The organism is Deinococcus indicus (assembly GCF_002198095.1).
Taxonomy (GTDB): domain Bacteria; phylum Deinococcota; class Deinococci; order Deinococcales; family Deinococcaceae; genus Deinococcus; species Deinococcus caeni.
The window spans coordinates 17318-33940 of sequence record NZ_NHMK01000011.1 but is presented as its reverse complement, the minus strand read 5'-3'; the positions used below and the strand labels follow the sequence as shown (position 1 = coordinate 33940).

The 16623-nt window shown below is 69.7% G+C and carries 16 protein-coding genes; 10 read left to right on the top strand and 6 right to left on the bottom strand.

Annotated elements, in window-relative coordinates; translation table 11 throughout:
- Positions 1-75: 75 nt before the first annotated feature.
- From CBQ26_RS21280 to CBQ26_RS08285, 3 genes are read right to left on the bottom strand one after another with little or no spacing between them, the layout of a single operon-like run.
- The gene (locus CBQ26_RS21280; protein WP_143342026.1) at positions 76-1971 is read right to left on the bottom strand and encodes a hypothetical protein; all 1896 of its coding nucleotides are present in this window, start codon (positions 1969-1971) and stop codon (positions 76-78) included.
- On the bottom strand, positions 1968-2402 hold the full coding sequence (locus CBQ26_RS08290; RefSeq protein WP_088248183.1) for an ExbD/TolR family protein: 435 nt from the start codon (positions 2400-2402) through the stop codon (positions 1968-1970). Before CBQ26_RS08290 ends, CBQ26_RS21280 begins: the two co-directional genes overlap by 4 nt.
- A 37-nt stretch (positions 2403-2439) precedes the next feature.
- The gene (locus tag CBQ26_RS08285) at positions 2440-3123 is read right to left on the bottom strand and encodes a MotA/TolQ/ExbB proton channel family protein (RefSeq protein ID WP_088248182.1); all 684 of its coding nucleotides are present in this window, start codon (positions 3121-3123) and stop codon (positions 2440-2442) included.
- A gap of 294 nt (positions 3124-3417) precedes the next feature.
- Here CBQ26_RS08285 and sufC point away from each other — a divergent pair, with 294 nt between their 5' ends.
- The 4 genes from sufC to sufD all read left to right on the top strand — a co-directional run bounded on the left by sufC (position 3418) and on the right by sufD (position 7541).
- Complete coding sequence (sufC, locus tag CBQ26_RS08280; RefSeq protein ID WP_055363595.1) at positions 3418-4173, top strand: Fe-S cluster assembly ATPase SufC; 756 nt, start codon at positions 3418-3420, stop codon at positions 4171-4173.
- 119 nt (positions 4174-4292) lie between these two features.
- On the top strand, positions 4293-5699 hold the full coding sequence (gene sufB / locus CBQ26_RS08275) for a Fe-S cluster assembly protein SufB (protein WP_088248181.1): 1407 nt from the start codon (positions 4293-4295) through the stop codon (positions 5697-5699).
- Between the two features lie 175 nt (positions 5700-5874).
- Positions 5875-6192 (top strand): hypothetical protein, encoded by a 318-nt coding sequence (locus CBQ26_RS08270; RefSeq protein WP_143342024.1) that lies wholly within the window; start codon positions 5875-5877, stop codon positions 6190-6192.
- Positions 6189-7541: a Fe-S cluster assembly protein SufD gene (gene sufD / locus CBQ26_RS08265; RefSeq protein ID WP_088248179.1), complete on the top strand. Its 1353-nt coding sequence runs from the start codon at positions 6189-6191 to the stop codon at positions 7539-7541. The genes CBQ26_RS08270 and sufD overlap by 4 nt, the downstream gene beginning before the upstream one ends.
- A 71-nt stretch (positions 7542-7612) precedes the next feature.
- On the opposite strand, the gene CBQ26_RS08260 is transcribed toward sufD, so the two are convergent.
- Positions 7613-8791, bottom strand: coding sequence for a tetratricopeptide repeat protein (locus CBQ26_RS08260; RefSeq protein WP_088248178.1), 1179 nt, complete (start codon positions 8789-8791; stop codon positions 7613-7615).
- A 50-nt stretch (positions 8792-8841) separates the two neighbouring features.
- On the opposite strand from CBQ26_RS08260, the gene CBQ26_RS08255 reads away from it, so the two are divergent.
- Positions 8842-9612: an ATP-grasp domain-containing protein gene (locus CBQ26_RS08255; RefSeq protein WP_088248177.1), complete on the top strand. Its 771-nt coding sequence runs from the start codon at positions 8842-8844 to the stop codon at positions 9610-9612.
- Positions 9613-9615: 3 nt separating this feature from the next.
- Here CBQ26_RS08255 and CBQ26_RS08250 read toward each other — a convergent pair whose 3' ends face one another.
- Complete coding sequence (locus CBQ26_RS08250; protein ID WP_088248176.1) at positions 9616-10032, bottom strand: pyridoxamine 5'-phosphate oxidase family protein; 417 nt, start codon at positions 10030-10032, stop codon at positions 9616-9618.
- Positions 10033-10180: 148 nt separating this feature from the next.
- Between CBQ26_RS08250 and CBQ26_RS08245 the strand changes: the two genes are divergently transcribed.
- Together CBQ26_RS08245 and CBQ26_RS08240 are read left to right on the top strand one after the other, a co-directional pair.
- Positions 10181-11248, top strand: coding sequence for an aminopeptidase (locus CBQ26_RS08245; protein WP_172417993.1), 1068 nt, complete (start codon positions 10181-10183; stop codon positions 11246-11248).
- Between the two features lie 360 nt (positions 11249-11608).
- Complete coding sequence (locus CBQ26_RS08240; RefSeq protein WP_088248174.1) at positions 11609-12481, top strand: hypothetical protein; 873 nt, start codon at positions 11609-11611, stop codon at positions 12479-12481.
- 471 nt (positions 12482-12952) lie between these two features.
- Here CBQ26_RS08240 and CBQ26_RS08235 read toward each other — a convergent pair whose 3' ends face one another.
- Complete coding sequence (locus CBQ26_RS08235; protein ID WP_088248173.1) at positions 12953-13630, bottom strand: 50S ribosomal protein L25/general stress protein Ctc; 678 nt, start codon at positions 13628-13630, stop codon at positions 12953-12955.
- 226 nt (positions 13631-13856) lie between these two features.
- Here CBQ26_RS08235 and efp point away from each other — a divergent pair, with 226 nt between their 5' ends.
- From efp to accC, 3 genes are all read left to right on the top strand, one after another.
- Positions 13857-14414 carry an elongation factor P gene (gene efp, locus CBQ26_RS08230; RefSeq protein ID WP_088248172.1) on the top strand — a complete coding sequence of 186 codons (558 nt, stop codon included), beginning with the start codon at positions 13857-13859 and terminating at the stop codon, positions 14412-14414.
- Between the two features lie 173 nt (positions 14415-14587).
- Complete coding sequence (gene accB, locus CBQ26_RS08225) at positions 14588-15142, top strand: acetyl-CoA carboxylase biotin carboxyl carrier protein (protein WP_088248171.1); 555 nt, start codon at positions 14588-14590, stop codon at positions 15140-15142.
- Positions 15143-15240: 98 nt separating this feature from the next.
- Positions 15241-16578 (top strand): acetyl-CoA carboxylase biotin carboxylase subunit, encoded by a 1338-nt coding sequence (gene accC, locus CBQ26_RS08220; RefSeq protein WP_088248170.1) that lies wholly within the window; start codon positions 15241-15243, stop codon positions 16576-16578.
- Positions 16579-16623: the final 45 nt, after the last annotated feature.

Sequence of the window (16623 nt, the reverse complement as noted above, 5' to 3'; positions counted from 1 at the left end):
CCTCCGGGAGGACGTGGGACAGGGGATGCGTGCCGGGTATGAGGGCAGGTGAACGTGACGCCCCTCTGACCGGATTCAGGATTTGAGGTACACGACGCGGCAGGCCTGCCCGGCCGACCGGAACTGCGCGGCGGCGCCGGCGGAGAGCGTCACGTCCGTGAACACCTTCGAGGTGGGCGCGAACCGGTTGGGTTGAATGCGGGTCGCCTGGACGCGCGTGACGTTCTTGAAGGCGGACAGTTCGGCCTCGCTGGTCACGTAGGTGTGCAGGTTGCCTTCCTGCACGAGGCTGCTGCTGACGCCCTTGATGAGCGCGGCGTCCGGCCAGAGTTGCGTGCCCCCCTCGGCGTACACGACGCTGGTCATGTCCCGCTGGAAGTTGCCCAGGCCGCGCACGTCCACCGCGACCGTGCAGGTCAGGGGCCGCGTCTCGCTGGCCGCGCCCCCACCCGCGCGCGCGGCCGTTCCGGCAGCCGGGGCGGGCGAGTCCGCCGCGCCGGTTCCGCCGGGACCGCTGCGGGAAGCCGCGGGGGCCGGGCCGGGAGCGTCGCCGCTGCCCGCGCCGGACGCCCCCCGGCTCCCCTGCGCCGGAACGGGGGCTGACCCGCCACCCGCAGGGCTTTCACCTGCGGCGCCGCTCGGCGTGCGGGGGGCCGCGCTGGCCTCCGGCGGGCTGTCCTGCCCGGAGGCCGGGGCGGGAGTGCGCGCCGCCGCGCCCCCTGCGGGTGGGGTGGTCCCCGCCGCGTCCGGCGTGGGGGTGGGGCGGGCAGCCTGCGACGCCGGGGCCGCCGGGGCCGGAGCGGGGGTGGCGGCCGGCCGGGCGGACGCCTGCGGTTCGCTGCCCCCTGCGTCGCCCACCGGGGCCGGGCCACTGGCCTGTGTCCGGCTGGGCGCGGCCGGAGAGGCCGATGCAGCCGGTGAGGCTTCCGGCAGCGTGGCGCGCGGGGCCGTCTCGGCGGGCGTGCCGGTGGGGGCGGGGCGGGACTGTGGGCGGGCGGGGATGGCCGGGACGGTCTGCGGGTCCGACGAGGCGGTGGGGGGGCCCGCCGCGGCGCGCGGCGCGTCGGGAACGGCGCTGCTGGCGGCGCGGTCGGGGGTGGCGTCCTCGCGGCGGGGCAGGGCCGCCAGCGACCCGGTGTCCTGCGGGCGGGAGCGGGCCGGGACCGCCTCGACCGGAGCGGTCCCCTCGGACCGTGCGGACGCGGCCGGCACCGGGTCGGCGTCCGGGGAGGCGGTCCGCGCGGGCTCGGCGGCCGGCGTGTCCTCGCCCGGCGCGACGCGCTCAGGCGTGACCGCCACCGGGTCGGCCGGGACTGGATCAGCCGTGGCCGGTTCGACGGGCGCCGGCTCAGGGGGTGCTGGCTCAGGGGGTGCTGGCTCGAGGGGTGCCGGTGCAACTGGCGCGACCTCGGCGGCCCCCGGTTCGGCCGGCGCAGCACTCACCCCGACCGCATCCGGAGCGGGAGCCGGGGTGGCCGCGCCGGAATCGGCAGTCGGAGCCGGAGCGTCCGTCGCCGCTCCGACCGCCGGCGCGGCCGGAGCGGACGCCGGGGCCGCAGGGGTGGGTTCGGCCGGGGTCGATTCGGCGGGTGTCGATTCGGCGGGTGTCGGACTGGCCGGGGGCGACTCCGTCGTCGGTTGTTCAGTCGGTTGGGCAGTTGGCTGGGCAGTGGGTGGGGCGGGCGGCGTCCGGGCGGCGGGGGCCTGCGTGCTCGTGGGGGCCTGCGGAGCGGGCGCCGGGGTGGGCCGCAGCGGCGCCAGGGTCACGACCTCCATGGGGGCGCGGCTCAGGTCGGGCGTTCCCGCGTCCGGCAGCGGTTGCGGGCGCAGCAGCAGCAGGCCGGTCAGCAGGGCCGCGTGAACGGCTGCGGCGACCACGGCCGCCCGCAGTTGCTCACGCCGTTCCGGTGACGGGCCGGGGCCGCCGGCGGGACCTCCGCCGGTGGGGCCTGGGCGCGGCGCGGTGGTCACGGGCCGCTCTCCCCCGCCGCGCCGCCGGGCTGCGTGCCGAGCGCCAGGCGGGAGCCGCCGGCCTTCTTGATCTCGTCCATGACGCGCACGACCGTTCCGTAGTTGCCGCGTTCGTCGGCGCGCAGGCCCACCAGTCCGCCCGACGCTTTCGCCAGCGGTTCCAGCTGGCCGCGCAGGCGGGTCAGGGTGGTTTCCTGCCCGTTCAGGAACACCTTCCCGGCTCGGGTGACGCTCACGATGGGCAGGTCCGGGGTTTCCTGCACGGTGCTGCTGGCGCGCGGCAGGTCCAGCGGCAGGGCGTTCTGCCGGGCGCCCAGGTTGCTGGTCAGGAAGAAGAAGATCAGCAGCAGCAGCACGATGTCCACCATCGGCGCGAAATCGAAGGTCACGGCGTCCCCGTCCTCCCGGAAGCGGCGGCGGGCGGCGCTCACGCGGACCTCGCGGTGACGGACCTCATGGGGGCGGCCCTCACCGCGCCGCGCCGAAGTTCAGCGCGACTTCCGGCACGGGCGCCGCCACGGCCGGGCGGGCGGCGGTGACGGGGCGGGTCAGCCAGCCCGGCAGGTCCTCGCGTACCTGCTCGGCCTGCAGGGCCAGCCGGTCGGCTTTCAGGCGCAGGGCGTTGCGGCACACGTACGCGATGATTGCCACGACCAGCCCGGCCGCCGTGTTGATCAGCGCCTCGCTGATCCCGGTGCCCAGCTGCGCGGGCGTTGGGTTGGTCGTCTGGCTGAATACCAGGAATGACCGGACCATGCCGATCACGGTGCCCAGCAGGCCCAGCAGCGGGCCGACCTGCGCGGCGGTGCCGAGCGCGCCCAGTCCGGCGTACAGGCGGGCGTCCTCGGCCAGCAGCGCGGACTGCATGGCGGACTGCGCGGCCTCCGGGCCCCGGTCGGCGCGGGCCAGTCCGGCCCGCAGGACCTGCGCGGCCGGGCTGGGGTGCGCGGCGCGGTCCACCTCGGCCAGCGCGGCGGCCGGGCCGCTCTCGGCGGTGACGGCGCGGGCGCGTTCGGTCAGGGCGCGGGCGTCCGCTCCCAGCCGGGAGAGGGCCTGGGCGCGCGCGGCACTCAGGTACACGACGTACACGGACAGGGCCAGCAGCACCCACAACATGGGACCGGCGGCGCGGAGGAGGTCAATGACGTTCATGTCCCCCACGGGTAGCACGCACGCGCGTGGCAAGCGTGAAAAGGGCGTGCGCGGGCCTCATGAGGAGTGGGGTGCGGGAGGCGGGCAGGGTCGGGAAGCTGGAGGCGCAGTCTTCCCCCCGCTTCTACCCCCCATCCGGCCCTGTTCCCGGCGCTGCCGTCCGCCCTGCGCGCCCCGCTCTGCCCTCAGAATCCGCAGTGAATCACTCGACTTTAAGGGGCAGTCCGGGTAAAATAGACCGGTAAGTAGGAATCATTCCTAACAAAAACCCCCCTGATTCCCGAAGGAGCCCGCATGACCCACCAGCTCGAAATCCGTAACCTGCACGCCACCGTCGGCGACACCGAAATCCTCAAGGGCATCAACCTGATCGTCCCCAGGGGCGAACTGCACGCCATCATGGGACCGAACGGCAACGGCAAGAGCACCCTCGCCAAGGTCATCGTGGGCGACCCCGAATACACCGTCACGCAGGGCGAAGTCCTCGTGGACGGCCAGAACATCCTGGAGATGGAACCCGACGAACGCGCCCGCCTCGGCGTCTTCCTGGCCTTCCAGTACCCCGTCGAGATCCCCGGCGTCACCATCGCCAACTTCCTGCGCCTCGCCATGCAGGCCCGCAAGGCCGAAGGCGAAGAGGTGAGCTTCACCGAGTTCTACGGCAAACTCCAGAGCGCCCTGAAGACCCTGGAATGGGACGAGAGCATCGTCGAACGCTACCTGAACGCCGGCTTCTCCGGCGGCGAGAAGAAGCGCAACGAGATCCTCCAGATGCTGATGCTGGAACCCAACTACATCATCATGGACGAAACCGACAGCGGCCTCGACGTCGACGCCCTGAAGATCGTGTCCAAGGGCGTGAACTCCATGCGTGGCCCTGGCCTCGGCGGCCTGATCATCACCCACTACCAGCGCCTGCTGGACTACATCGTCCCCGACAAGGTCCACATCATCCTCGACGGCAAGGTCGTGCAGACCGGCGGCCCCGAACTCGCCAAGAAGATGGACACCGAAGGCTACGACTGGGTCAAGGAACTCGCCACGGCGTAACGCCGCAGAAGGCTGAAGGCAGACGGCTGAGGGCCAGAAGCGCTTCAGCAGCAGCTCAAGCCGCGCCCGCGCCCTCAGCCTTCGACCACCTGCCATCTGCCCCCTGAAGGAGCACCCCCATGACCATTAATCCCGAAGTCAACGAGATCAACAAAGAGTACGAGTACGGGTGGAGCAACCCCGAACGCTACGCCGTGAAGGCCCCCAAGGGCCTGCGCCGCGACGTGGTCGAGATGATCAGCAAAGCCAAGGACGAACCCCAGTGGATGCTGGACTTCCGCCTCAAGGCGCTGGACATCTTCTACTCCAAGCCCATGCCCACCTGGGGCGCGGACCTGTCGGGGCTGGACCTCGACGAGATCTACTACTACATCAAGCCTGAAGGCGCGAACGCCCGCTCCTGGGACGACGTGCCGGACGACGTGAAGCAGACCTTCGAGCGTCTGGGCATCCCCGAAGCCGAGCGCGCCGCGCTGGCCGGCGTGGGCGCCCAGTACGAATCGGAGATGGTGTACCACAACCTCAAAGAGGAGTGGGAGAAGCTGGGCGTGGTGTTCCTGAGCATCGAGGACGGCCTGAAGGAGTACCCGGAGCTGTTCCGCGAGCACTTCGCCACCATCGTGCCCCCCGAGGACAACAAGTTCGCGGCCATCAACTCCGCCGTGTGGTCGGGCGGCTCGTTCGTGTACGTGCCCAAGGGCGTCAAGGTGGACATCCCCCTCCAGACGTACTTCCGCATCAACGCCGAGAGCAGCGGCCAGTTCGAGCGGACCCTGATCATCATCGACGAGGGCGCGCAGGCTCACTACATCGAGGGCTGCACCGCGCCCGCGTACTCCAGCGACTCCTTCCACTCCGGCGTGATCGAGATCGTCGTCAAGGAAGGCGCCCGCTTCCGCTACAGCACCATCCAGAACTGGAGCCACAACGTCTACAACCTCGTGACCCAGCGCGCCGCCGTGTACGGCAACGGCGTCATGGAATGGGTGGACGGGAACCTGGGCAGCAAGGTCACCATGAAGTACCCCGCCTGCTACCTCCTCGAAGAAGGCGCGCGCGGTGAAGTGCTGAGCATCGCCATGGCCGGTCGCGGCCAGCACCAGGACGCCGGAGCGAAGATCGTGCACTTCGCGCCGCACACCAGCGGCACCATCGTCAGCAAGAGCATCAGCAAGGACTCAGGCCGCAGCTCCTACCGCGGCCTCGTCAAGATCTACGAGGGCGCCAAGGGCAGCCAGACGAACGTGGAATGCGACGCCCTGCTGCTGGACGAGGAAGCCCGCACCGACACCTACCCCTACATCGAGATCGAAGAGAAGGACGCCCGCGTCGGCCACGAAGCGACCGTGTCCAAGATCAACGACGACCAGATCCTGTACCTCCAGAGCCGCGGCCTGTCTGAAGACGAGGCGGCCGGACTGATCGTGCGCGGCTTCATCGAACCCATCGCGAAAGAACTCCCGCTGGAGTACGCCGTGGAACTGAACCGCCTGATCGAACTGGAAATGGAAGGCTCGGTCGGCTGACGCCTTGCGGGCAGCAGCGCGAATGGCGACGGGTCTGCTTGTGGCGGCTGTCCTGGCAGCTGCTGCCCTCTACGGGTTCATCTGGGATAGGGACGTGCGAGGCTGGCGCACCTGGGGTTTCCGGCTGGGGCATGAGGTCGTCGCGACACCCGAGGTCCGGCGTGGAGGATTCCTGATGAGCCGGGACGTGTATTTCGTCCTCCGGGCCGGGGAGGACTCGCGCCGAGCGGTTCAGGCCTGCGCCGCCGCTTTTGCTCATGCCCAGACGCTGGAAACACCGATCACGCAGTGCCGGGCATTCGGCTCGGCCAGGGATGCCCGCATTCAACTGCAACGCCCTGACCTGAACTGCGAACGGGCCCGCAGCCGCCAGGAACCGTACATGGACGCCGAGCACGCCAGCGTAACCATCAATACCGGGGAACGTTGCGCGCGGCGCACCAGCCTGAACAACGCTGGCACAGGGTTCCACACCATCAAGGAGTACACATGACCAAATTCAATGATCAACTCGCGCAGGTGCAGGGGCCGGAGTGGCTGACTGCGAAGCGCAGGGAAAGCCTGGAGCTGTTCACGACGCTGGAAGTGCCGCAGGAGTCTGTGGAGGCCTGGAAGTACACGCGCGTGGACGTCGATTTCGATGCGCTGCGCCCCCACGGCAAGCGCGACGTGGTGACGGACGTGTCCGCGCTGCCAAGAAGCGTGCAGGACCGCCTGACTGGCACGGACGTGGGCGCGTTCCTCGTACTGGACGGCCCGGACGTGGTGTACCGCACGGAACTCCCGGCCGAACTGACCGCCAAGGGCGTGATTTTCACCGACCTGAAGACGGCCGTTGAGCAGCACGCCGACAAGGTGCAGCAGTACCTGTACTCCGTGGTTCCGGCCGAGGTGCCGGACGACACGACGATCGCCGCGCCTGGCACGACGCCCAGCAAGAGTCCGGATCCCAGCGAAGGGAAGTTCAGTGCGCTGGCGGCGGCCCTTTGGACGAACGGTGCGTTCGTTTACGTGCCGCGCGGCGTGGAGGTCGAACTGCCCCTGGGTTCGTTCCGCGTGATGAGCGACGCCGGGACGTACACCGCGACCCGCACGCTGGTCGTGGCCGAGGAGAACGCGCAGGTCACGTTCATTGACGAGCAGGACAGCGAGGCGCTGCCCGGCACGTACGCGATCGGCGCGGTGGAACTGGTCGTGAAGGACGCCGCGCGCGTCCGGTACGTCAGCATCCAGAACTGGGGCGAGGGTGTCACGCACATCCAGCGGCAGCGTGGCGACGTGGCCCGTGACGCGACCCTGAACTCGCTGGTCGTCACGATGGGCGGCACCCTGAGCCGCACCGAGATGCAGTCCTACCTGCGCGGTCAGGGCTCGAACAGCGAGATGCTGGCCCTGTACTTCGCGAACAAGGATCAGCACTTCGATCACTACACCCTGCAGCATCACGCCGCGCCGAACGCGTACAGCGACCTGCTGTACAAGGGCGTGAACAACGATGCTTCTGTCGGCGTGTTCAGCGGCATGATCAAGGTGGACCTGGGCGCCCAGAAGACCGACGCGTACCAGAAGCACCGCACCCTGATGCTGAGCAGCGACGCGCGGAACTTCAGCGTGCCGCAGCTGGAAATCAACGCCAACGACGTGCGTTGCAGCCACGGCAGCACCACCAGCCCGGTGGATCAGGAGGCGCTGTTCTTCCTGCGTTCGCGCGGCATTGCCCGCGAGGTCGCCGAAAAGATGCTGGTCACGGCGTTCCTGGAGGACGTGCTGGGCCGCGTGCCCCTGAAGAGCGTCGTGAAGTACATCGAGGGCATCATCGCCAAGAAGGTCGGCGCGGCCTAAGCGTCCCGTCTGCAGCGGCGGTCAGTTCCTGCGGGAGCTGACCGCTCTGCCTTGCCCGGTGCGCCTGCCCGTCACCACTTGCTGCCCCCGGAGTTATCGCGGCGGGAGCTGCTGTGGCCGCTGCTCCAGCTGCTGCGTTCACTCTTGCGCAGGCTGGACGGACCGCCGGCGTTCTTCTCCTGGGCGCGGCGTTCCGCTTCTGCCTGCCGCCGGGCCTGTTCTTTCGCGGCCTTCTCGGCTTCCTCGGCGGTGTACGCGGCGTGGGCGTCGTCACTCTGCGCGGCGGCGTGCAGGCGGCGGTACGTGGCTTCCATCAGGGCGGCGCTGATGCGGTCGGCCAGGGCTTTTTCCCGCCATTCGATCACCTGCGCGGCCAGCCCCTCCAGTCGGGTGGCGCGGCGCTGCTCCTGCGGGGTGTCGCGGCGGGCCGCAGCGAGTTCCTGCTGCACCTGCCGGTCCAGATTGGCGGCCGTCAGGGTGGCCTTCTCGATGCGGGCGGCGCGGCTGGCAGCCTCCTCGGCCGCCATCTTCTGGCCTGCCCGGACGGCCCACCACACGAACCACACGAGGAATATCAGCAGACCGACCCACCAGAACCGCCACGGCGACAGGGCCAGCGCCGGGCCGTCCAGCTCGGGCGGTCGCTGCTGCTGCAACGCCCGTTCCAGTGAGGCCAGCGACTCCGGTTCCGCGAACCGCAGGTCGGGCGACAGGGCGCGTGCCTGTGCCAGCGCGGCGCGTGAAGCGTCCCACTGCCGTGCGAGGGCCTCGGTCATGGCGAGCAGGTAGTACGCCTTGGGGTCGTCTCCCTCGGCCAGCAGCACGTCGGCCAGCAGTCCGCGGGCGGCGGCCGGGTCGCTCAGCATGACCTGTTCTATGTCGCCGGGCGACTCGAAGGGCACGCCGAGTTCCTGCTCGTCCCACTGCGGCAGCGTCTGGGCGCGGCTCAGGGTGGCGCGGGCCTCCGGGAGTCTTCCCTGCCGCGCCTGAATGCGGGCCAGCAGCAGCAGGGACCGCGCGGATTCCGGGTGCGCGGCCGACGCGGCGCGGGCGGCCGTTTCGGCGTCGGTCAGGCGCCCGGCGTTCATCAGGACGATCACCTCGTCCGGCGTGAGCAACTTCGCGGCGGCCTGAACGGTCCGGGTCACCGGGGCGGGCTGCGGCGACGGCACCAGTGTCGCCCCGGCGCCGGGCAGCGCGAGGGCACCCGCGAGCAGGAGGGTCAGGGTGAGCCGGGGCAGACGCTTCACGCTCCGCACTGTACGTCCCGCCGGGCCTGGACGCCGCCTACACTGACGGAATGCGCGTCGTGTTCCCGGCGGATTACTTCAACCCTCGTCAGCCCGATGAGACCTTTGCCGCCCAGGCAGAAGCGTTTGCCAGGCGGGGGTGGTCGGTGTCCACCTGTGCCCTTGATGGTGACCGGGTGTTCCGGCCGGCGCTGATGTCGGGCGAAACGGTGCTGTACCGGGGTTGGATGCTGGACGGTGCCGGTTACCGCGCATTTGCGGAGGCCGTGCAGAGGGCGGGTGCGTGGGTGATAACCTCACCAGAGGCGTATCTGGCAGCACATCACCTTCCGCGCTGGGCGCCGCTCCTGGCGGACGTGACGCCGGAAACGGTGTGTTTCACGGACCTTAGCGACCTTTCGAACCAGTTAGAGCAGCTGGGCTGGGACAGCTTTTTTGTGAAGGACTTCGTGAAGTCCCTGAAGACCGGCGCGGGCAGCGTCATCACGCGCTCTGATCAGATCGGGGAACTGCTGGAGCGCATGGCACACTTCCGGGGGCAGGTTGAGGGTGGGGTGTGCGTGCGCCGCGTGGAGGATCTGGACCCGGCGTCGGAGGCGCGGTTCTTCGTGAGGGCAGGCCAGGCGTTCAGCGCGGACGGTGTGGGGGTGCCGGAACTGGTTCGCCTTGTAGCGGGGCGCATCCCATCACCTTTCTTCTCGGTGGATATCGCCCGGCGCGCGGATGGTGTGTGGCGCGTAGTGGAGGTCGGGGACGGACAGGTGTCTGATCTGGTGGGCTGGACGCCGGAGCAGTTCATGACCGTGTGGGAAGGCGCGTGATCCTTACAGTTCGATCTCGCCGTCTTCCTCGCCCCACCAGTTCACGCGCCGGGCTTTCACTTCGATCATGGTCAGGCCGGGCGTGTCCAGGCCTTCTTTGAACCACTGCGTGAGTTGCTCCTGCCAGTGCTCCTGCATGGCGTCCCGGTCGGTGGTCAGGGTGGCGTCGCCCTGCACGGCCACGAACAGGAATTCCTTCTCGGCGCGGAAGTTCAGTTGCACGTGCTTGTTCTTCCCGATGTCCTTCGCGGTGCGGGAGTCGGCCCAGGTGAAGAAGTAGCTGGTGCCGTCGTACTCGACCTCGCCGTTGTTGCTCATGGGTCTGGAGGCGAGGTGGCCGTCGCTGGTGACGGTGGTCATCAGGCACAGGTCCAGGCCGCGCATCTTGCGGGCCAGCTGGGTCATCTTCTGGTCGGGCATGCCGGTCACGTTACGTGGCGGGGTGGGGTGGGCGGGTGCGGCGGGGTTCATGGAGTGGACACGGGGCGCGCAGCGTTCCTTCATGAGGGCCGGTGGGCAGGAGGGAGGTGGGTGACCGCGCGGCGCATACTGGGTCCATGAGGGTCTGGTGCGCGTGAGGCGGGCGGCGTGGGCAGCGGGGTTGCTGCTGGCGGGGGCGGCCCTGAGCGGCTGCGCGGACGTGCGGTACCTGTCGCAGGCGGCGGGCGGGCAGCTGGACCTGTTGCGGCGGGCGCGGCCGGTCGAGGCGGCGCTGGCGGATCCGGTCACGCCGCCGGAGGTGCGGCGCAAGTTGCGGCTGGTGTCGGACGTGCGGGCGTTCGCGGTGGCGCCCGAGGCGGCGGGCGGGCTGGGCCTGCCAGATCACGGGGCGTTCCTGAAGTTCGTGGATGTGGAGCGTCCGTTCGTGGTATGGAACGTGTTCTCCGCGCCGGAGTTCAGTGTGACGCTGGACACGTCGTGTTTCCCGGTGGCGGGCTGCGTGGGGTACCGGGGGTACTTTGCCGAGGCGGGCGCGCGGGCGTACGCGCAGGAGCGGCGCGCAGCGGGCCGGGACGTGAGCGTGGGCGGCGTGAGTGCTTACTCCACGCTGGGGTACCTGCGGGACCCGGTGCTGTCCACCATGCTGGCTTACCCGGACGCAACCCTGATCCGCACGGTGATTCACGAGCTGGCGCATCCGGGGCTGTACGTGCCGGGGGACACGCTGTTCAACGAGTCGTACGCCACGGCGGTCGAGGAGGAAGGGATGCGCCGCTGGCTGGCCGCGCACGGCACGCCGGAGCTGCGCGAACAGGACCGGCTGGCCCAGGAGCGGCAGGCGGGGTTCGAGGCGTTGCTGCTCGGCGCCCGCGCGCGGCTGGAGGCGCTGTACGCCGAGTCCGGGTTGCCGGAGGCAGAACGGCGGGAACGAAAGACGGCAGTCCTGGCGGATCTGGACGCCCGGTACGCGGCGCTGAAGGACTCGTGGGGCGGGTACGCGGGGTACGACGCCTACTTCGCGCGCGGTGTGAACAACGCATCGCTGGGGGCGGTGGCGGCGTACGCGGCGATGGTGCCGGACTTTCAGGCGTTGCTGGCGCGGATGGACGGGCAGCTGCCGGCGTTCACGGAGGCGGCGCGGGTGTGCAGTCGCCGGCCGCAGGCGGAACGGGCCGCGTGCCTGCGCGGTTCCTGACGGGTCCATGAGGGCCGGCGGGGTCGGGGCCGCCGGTGATGCGTGCCTGTGGGGCTGCGGGCGTGAGGACACGCGCCCATCCGCCGGCCGGGCCGGGTGTGGTAACGCGGGTCCCCTGCGGCGCGTGCGGCGGCGCGGCAGCCGGGCGATGGGGTGAGGGGTCCCTGACGGCCAGCTGAGGCGCGTGAGGGGTTTCGTGGCTGGCTCTGAGCGGAGCGGGCGGGCGGACTTGAGCGTTCACGCAGGGAAGGCGCAGGTCCGCCCCGCATGGTGGAGGGCAGGAACGGCCGCGTCCGGCTGGCCCGTTCACTTTCCGCACTGACCCGCTCATGGCGGGCACTGCCTATCAAGAGGTGCCTCATGCGTTCCACTGAATCCACCCGTTTCGTTCCTGCACGCTCCCGCTCCCTGCTGGGTCTGCTCACCCTGGGCCTGCTGGCCGGTGCGCCCGCCTTCGCCCAGACGACCCCGCCCGGCGCGGCTCCGGCAGAGACGGCCCCGGTCACGGCGCCCATCACGGTGCCGACCACCGAGCCGGCCCCGCCCGTCCCGAATCTGGGCCTGCCCGCGACCGGCACGGATCAGGCCGCGCCTCCCCTCCCGGCAGAGGCCACCCCGCCGGACGCCGCTCCCACCGATCCCACCTCCACCGACTCCAGCTCCACTGACGCTGCCCCTGCTGACGCGGCGCCCGTGCAGGAACCGGCTGACGCGGCGCCCACGGTCAGCAGCCTGCCCGAGCCGGGCAGCGTGAAGGTGCCGGTCCTGGACGGCGAGGAGGTCCTGAAGACCGTCCCGACCGTGCTGGGCGAGGCCCTCGTGTACGCCGGGGAGGCCGGGGACGTCATGGCCCGCACGCTGGCAGCCCTGAAGGCCGACGGGTACGCGGCGGCCGGGGAGTCTGCGGCGGCCGACCGTGTCCTGCTGTCCCGTAACGGGCAGGCGTTCGAACTGAGCGGACGGGAGTCCTTCGGCGTGACCGTCGTGTCCCTGTCGCGCGTGCCGGGCGCCGCCCCCACCGAGGCCGGCCCGACCGACGAGGCCGGCCCGACTGAAGCCGCTCCCGCAGAGAGCAGCCCGGAAGAGGCCGCGCCCGACGAGACCGCGCCGGTGGAGCCACCCACGGACGCCCCGGCGGAGCCTGACACCGACGCGCCCACGGATGCGGCGCCCACAGAACCGGCCCCCACCGAACCGGCCGTTCCTGCCCCGGTCACGCCCGGCCAGCCCTGACGTTCACCCGACCGGCCGCCCCTCACGGGGCGGTTTTTTCGTGCCGCCCGGAGCTGGTCGCGGCCCGGCAGGGCAGCCCGGACGGCTGATACGGACTGCCGTTTGTTTCGCGGGCAATCCGGAACGTCACCGCCCCTGCCGGCTCCACGTCCGGCAGCCCAGTCCATTCAATCGGAGTCCGTATGAACAAGGGTGCGGACAGGTTCATCACTTCAGGGCAGACCAGCGATGGACACGCCGTGTTTGCCCCTCCCCCTTGAGGGGGGAGGCTGGGAGGGGGTGAGCAGGAATGGCGTCACAGAAGACGTGTTCCATGCCTGTCCCCTCTGGCGCTTGAACAGTGTCCGCACCATTGATGAATGGCCCGGCGGACGGTCAGACGGGCGTGGGCGTGGTGGTGGGCCTGGGGGGCTGCACAGCAAGGCCGCCCCCCTCCGGTGTGGGGAGGGGGGCGGCGCTGTGGTGCGGGGTTCAGGCTTCGGTGGTGTCGTCGCCCTTGACTTCTTCGAGGCTGGTTTCGCCTTCCAGAACGGCGGCGGCAGCTTCCTCGCTGATGTCGCCGCTGGCGACCATGCCGGCGACCTGGGCGGCCTGCTGCTCGGCGGCGGCTTCGCCGTCGCTGAGGCGGGGGGGCAGCACGCTGATGACGACCTGGTCGGCGTCACCGGCGAGCTTCACGCCTTCCGGGAGTTTGATCTGGCCGGCGGTGACGTGGTCGCCGATGGCGAGTTTGGTCACGTCGACGACGAGTTCCTGGGGGATGCGGCGGGGGCCGGGGGCGATCACGGCGAGGTTGTGCACGACGATGTCGAGCAGGCCACCCATGACGACGCCCTGGCTCTTGCCGGTGGTGTGCACGGGCACGTTCACTTCGACGGGTTCACCGTAGGTGACCATGTAGAAGTCGACGTGGATGGGGGTGCGCTTGCGCTTGTCCATCTGCACGGTCTTGACGAGCGCGGGGAAGGTCTCGCCGCCTTCGACGGTGATGTCGAACAGGCCGGTGGTGCTCTGGGTGCGGAAGGCGCGGTCGAAGGCCTTGCGGTCGATGGCGAAGGAGACGTTGTTCTCCTTGTTGTAGGCGACGGCGGGGATCATGCCTTCGGCCAGTTTTTCCTGGCTCTTACGGGGTTTGGCGTTCAGTTCCATGTGCTCTCTCCTTGGCGTTCTTCGCCGCCTCGCTCTCGCCGCGCGCCGGGGGTCCGGGGGCGGGGGCGGACGTGCAACCGTGACAGCATAGCAAACGCGCCCGCCCCGGTGGAAGGGTCGTGGGGGGGTCTGCTAGACTCCTATGCGTTGCCGCGCGGCTCCCGGCGTCCCCCTGCCCGGCGGGGGGGTGCGGAGGCGGCCCCGGCGGGAAAAAAAGGAGAATGACATGATCAGCGTTACTGAACTGCGCAACGGCACGAAAGTGGAGATGGACGGCGGCCTGTGGGAATGCCTGGATTACTCGCACCTGAAGATGGGTCGCGGCGGCGCGAAGGTCGTCACGAAGTTCCGCAACATGGAGTCCGGCGCGATCGTGGACCGCACCTTCAACAGCGGCGAGAAGCTGCAGGACATCTACGTGGAAGGCAAGACCATGCAGTACCTGTACAAGGACGGCGAGGACTTCATGTTCATGGACATGGAGACCTTCGAGCAGGTGACGCTGCCGCCCGCGCTGGTCGGTGACGCCGCGAAGTTCATGAAGGAGAACACCGAGATCGAGGTCGCCATGTACGGCGAGAAGGCCCTGAGCATCACCCTGCCGAACCAGGTGATCCTGAAGATCGTGGAGACCGACCCCGGTCTGCGCGGCGACACCGCCTCGGGCGGCACCAAGCCCGCCAAGCTGGAGACCGGCGCCGTCGTGCAGGTGCCGCTGTTCGTGGAGCAGGACACGCTGGTCAAGGTCGACACCCGGACCGGCGCCTACCTCAGCCGCGCCTGAACGGTGTGTGCAGGGCCGCCTTCCCAGCAGTGCGGGGGGCGGCCCTCGCCTTTTCCGTTAGACTCGGTTCAGCCAAACGAGCGTTAGGCAGGCGGTGACACCCCCTGCTGCCCCCCAGCCGTCATGATTGAGGGCAGCGTCACCGCAGCACACCAGAACTTCAAGGAGGGGCCATGAACCCGAACGACCTGAAACAGATTCTCGATGCCCTCACGTACGCCGACGTGCGCGAATTCAGCCTGCGTACCGGCAGCTTCGACCTGAGCCTCAAGCGCGGCCCGCAGGCCTTCGCCGCCCCCGCGCCCCTGACCGGCCCCGCACCCGCCCCGGCTCCCATGCCCGCCGGCACCCCCGCGTTCGCGCCCATGCCCGCGCCCGCCATGCCCAAGCAAGCCGCGCCTGCCCCGCAGATGCAGGACAGCGCCCCCGCACAGGCCGCGCCCGCTCCAGCCCCCACGCCCGCTGAGGCGCCCGCCGAGAAACCCGCCAGCAAGGGCACGCCCGTCAAGGCGCCCATCGTGGGAACCTTCTACGCGTCCAGCAGCCCCGACGCCGCCCCCTACGTGAAGGTCGGCGACACCGTGGCCGCCGGGCAGGTGCTGTGCATCATCGAGGCGATGAAGCTCATGAACGAGATCGAAGCCGAGCAGGGCGGCACCATTCGCGAGATCCTCGTGAAGAACGCCGAACCCGTCGAGTACGGCCAGACGCTGTTCATCATCGAGTAAGAGGCGGAAGGCCGATGGAAGAAGGCAGAAGGCCACCTCGCGTCTGCGCTCTCGCCATCCGGCCCTGAGCCTTCTGCCATCTGCAAGGAGCGAAGTTCATGTTCAAGAAGATCCTGATCGCCAACCGTGGCGAGATTGCCCTGCGCGTCATCCGGACGGCGCGGGAGATGGGCGTGAAGACGGTCGTGGTGTACTCCACGGCGGACGAGAAGAGCCTGCCGGTGCTGCTGGCGGACGAGTCGGTGTGCGTGGGGCCGCCCGCGAGCAACCAGTCGTACCTGAACATCCCGAACATCCTCTCGGCGGCGCTGATGACGGGCGCGGAGGGAATTCACCCCGGCTACGGCTTCATGGCGGAGAACCCGGATTTCGCGGAGATGTGCCGCGAGCACGGCATCACGTTCATCGGGCCGACGCCCGAGAGCATGCGCGCCCTGGGCAGCAAGGCCGGTGGCCGCGAGATCGCCGCGCTGAGTAGCGTGCCGGTCGTGCCGGGCACCGGCGTGCTGGACACGGTGGACGACGCGCTGCTGGCCGCCAAGCAGATCGGGTACCCGGTGCTGCTCAAGGCCAGCGCGGGCGGCGGCGGACGCGGCCAGAAGGTCATCCGCACGCAGGACGAACTCGCCAGGGGCTTCGCGCAGGCGCAGGAGGAAGCGCGGCTGTACTTCGGTGATCCGGCGATCATCATGGAGAAGTTCCTGGAGGAATTCCGGCACGTCGAGGTGCAGGTCATGGGCGACGGGCAGGGCCACGTTATCCATATCGGCGAACGCGACTGCTCCATTCAGCGGCGCAACCAGAAGCTGATCGAGGAGGCGCCCAGCACCCTGCCGGACACGCTACGTCAGGAGATCCTCGCGGCGGGCGTGCGCCTCGCCAAGCACGTGAACTACGCCGGGGCGGGCACGCTGGAGTTCATCGTGGACCGCGACGGGAACTACTACTTCATGGAGATGAACACCCGCATCCAGGTGGAACACTGCGTCTCCGAGGAGATCTCCGGGCTGGACTTCGTGAAGTTGCAGCTGGAGATCGCCGCCGGGTACGGCCTGAAACTCCAGCAGGAGGACGTGGTGCTGCGCGGGCACGCCATCGAGTGCCGCCTGAACGCCGAGGACCCCGACAAGGACTTCCGCCCGGCCGCCGGGAAGATCGACGACGTGCACTTCGCCGGCGGCCCCGGCGTGCGCGTGGACAGCCACTGCTACACCGGCTACGTGATCCCCCCGCACTACGACAGCCTGATCGGCAAACTGATCGTCCACCACGACACGCGCGAGCAGGCCATTGCCCGCATGAAACGCGCGCTGGAAGAAACCGTCATCCAGGGACCCAAGACCACCATCCCGCTGTACGTGAAGATCATGGACAACCCGTTCTACAAGCGCGGAGCCGTCATGACGAACTTCCTGAAAACCCGGATGGAAATGTAAACGCCCATGGCGGATGGTCGGAGGCAGATGGCTGGGGGGCACCCG

Coding starts and splice junctions, on each gene's coding strand:
- CBQ26_RS08250 (WP_088248176.1), bottom strand. CDS start 10,032: ATGCCCGACCAGAAGATGACCCAGCTGGCCCGCAAGATGCGCGGCCTG.
- efp (WP_088248172.1), top strand. CDS start 13,857: ATGATCAGCGTTACTGAACTGCGCAACGGCACGAAAGTGGAGATGGAC.
- CBQ26_RS08270 (WP_143342024.1), top strand. CDS start 5,875: ATGAGCCGGGACGTGTATTTCGTCCTCCGGGCCGGGGAGGACTCGCGC.
- sufD (WP_088248179.1), top strand. CDS start 6,189: ATGACCAAATTCAATGATCAACTCGCGCAGGTGCAGGGGCCGGAGTGG.
- accC (WP_088248170.1), top strand. CDS start 15,241: ATGTTCAAGAAGATCCTGATCGCCAACCGTGGCGAGATTGCCCTGCGC.
- sufC (WP_055363595.1), top strand. CDS start 3,418: ATGACCCACCAGCTCGAAATCCGTAACCTGCACGCCACCGTCGGCGAC.
- CBQ26_RS08255 (WP_088248177.1), top strand. CDS start 8,842: ATGCGCGTCGTGTTCCCGGCGGATTACTTCAACCCTCGTCAGCCCGAT.
- CBQ26_RS08235 (WP_088248173.1), bottom strand. CDS start 13,630: ATGGAACTGAACGCCAAACCCCGTAAGAGCCAGGAAAAACTGGCCGAA.
- sufB (WP_088248181.1), top strand. CDS start 4,293: ATGACCATTAATCCCGAAGTCAACGAGATCAACAAAGAGTACGAGTAC.
- CBQ26_RS08285 (WP_088248182.1), bottom strand. CDS start 3,123: ATGAACGTCATTGACCTCCTCCGCGCCGCCGGTCCCATGTTGTGGGTG.
- CBQ26_RS08240 (WP_088248174.1), top strand. CDS start 11,609: ATGCGTTCCACTGAATCCACCCGTTTCGTTCCTGCACGCTCCCGCTCC.
- accB (WP_088248171.1), top strand. CDS start 14,588: ATGAACCCGAACGACCTGAAACAGATTCTCGATGCCCTCACGTACGCC.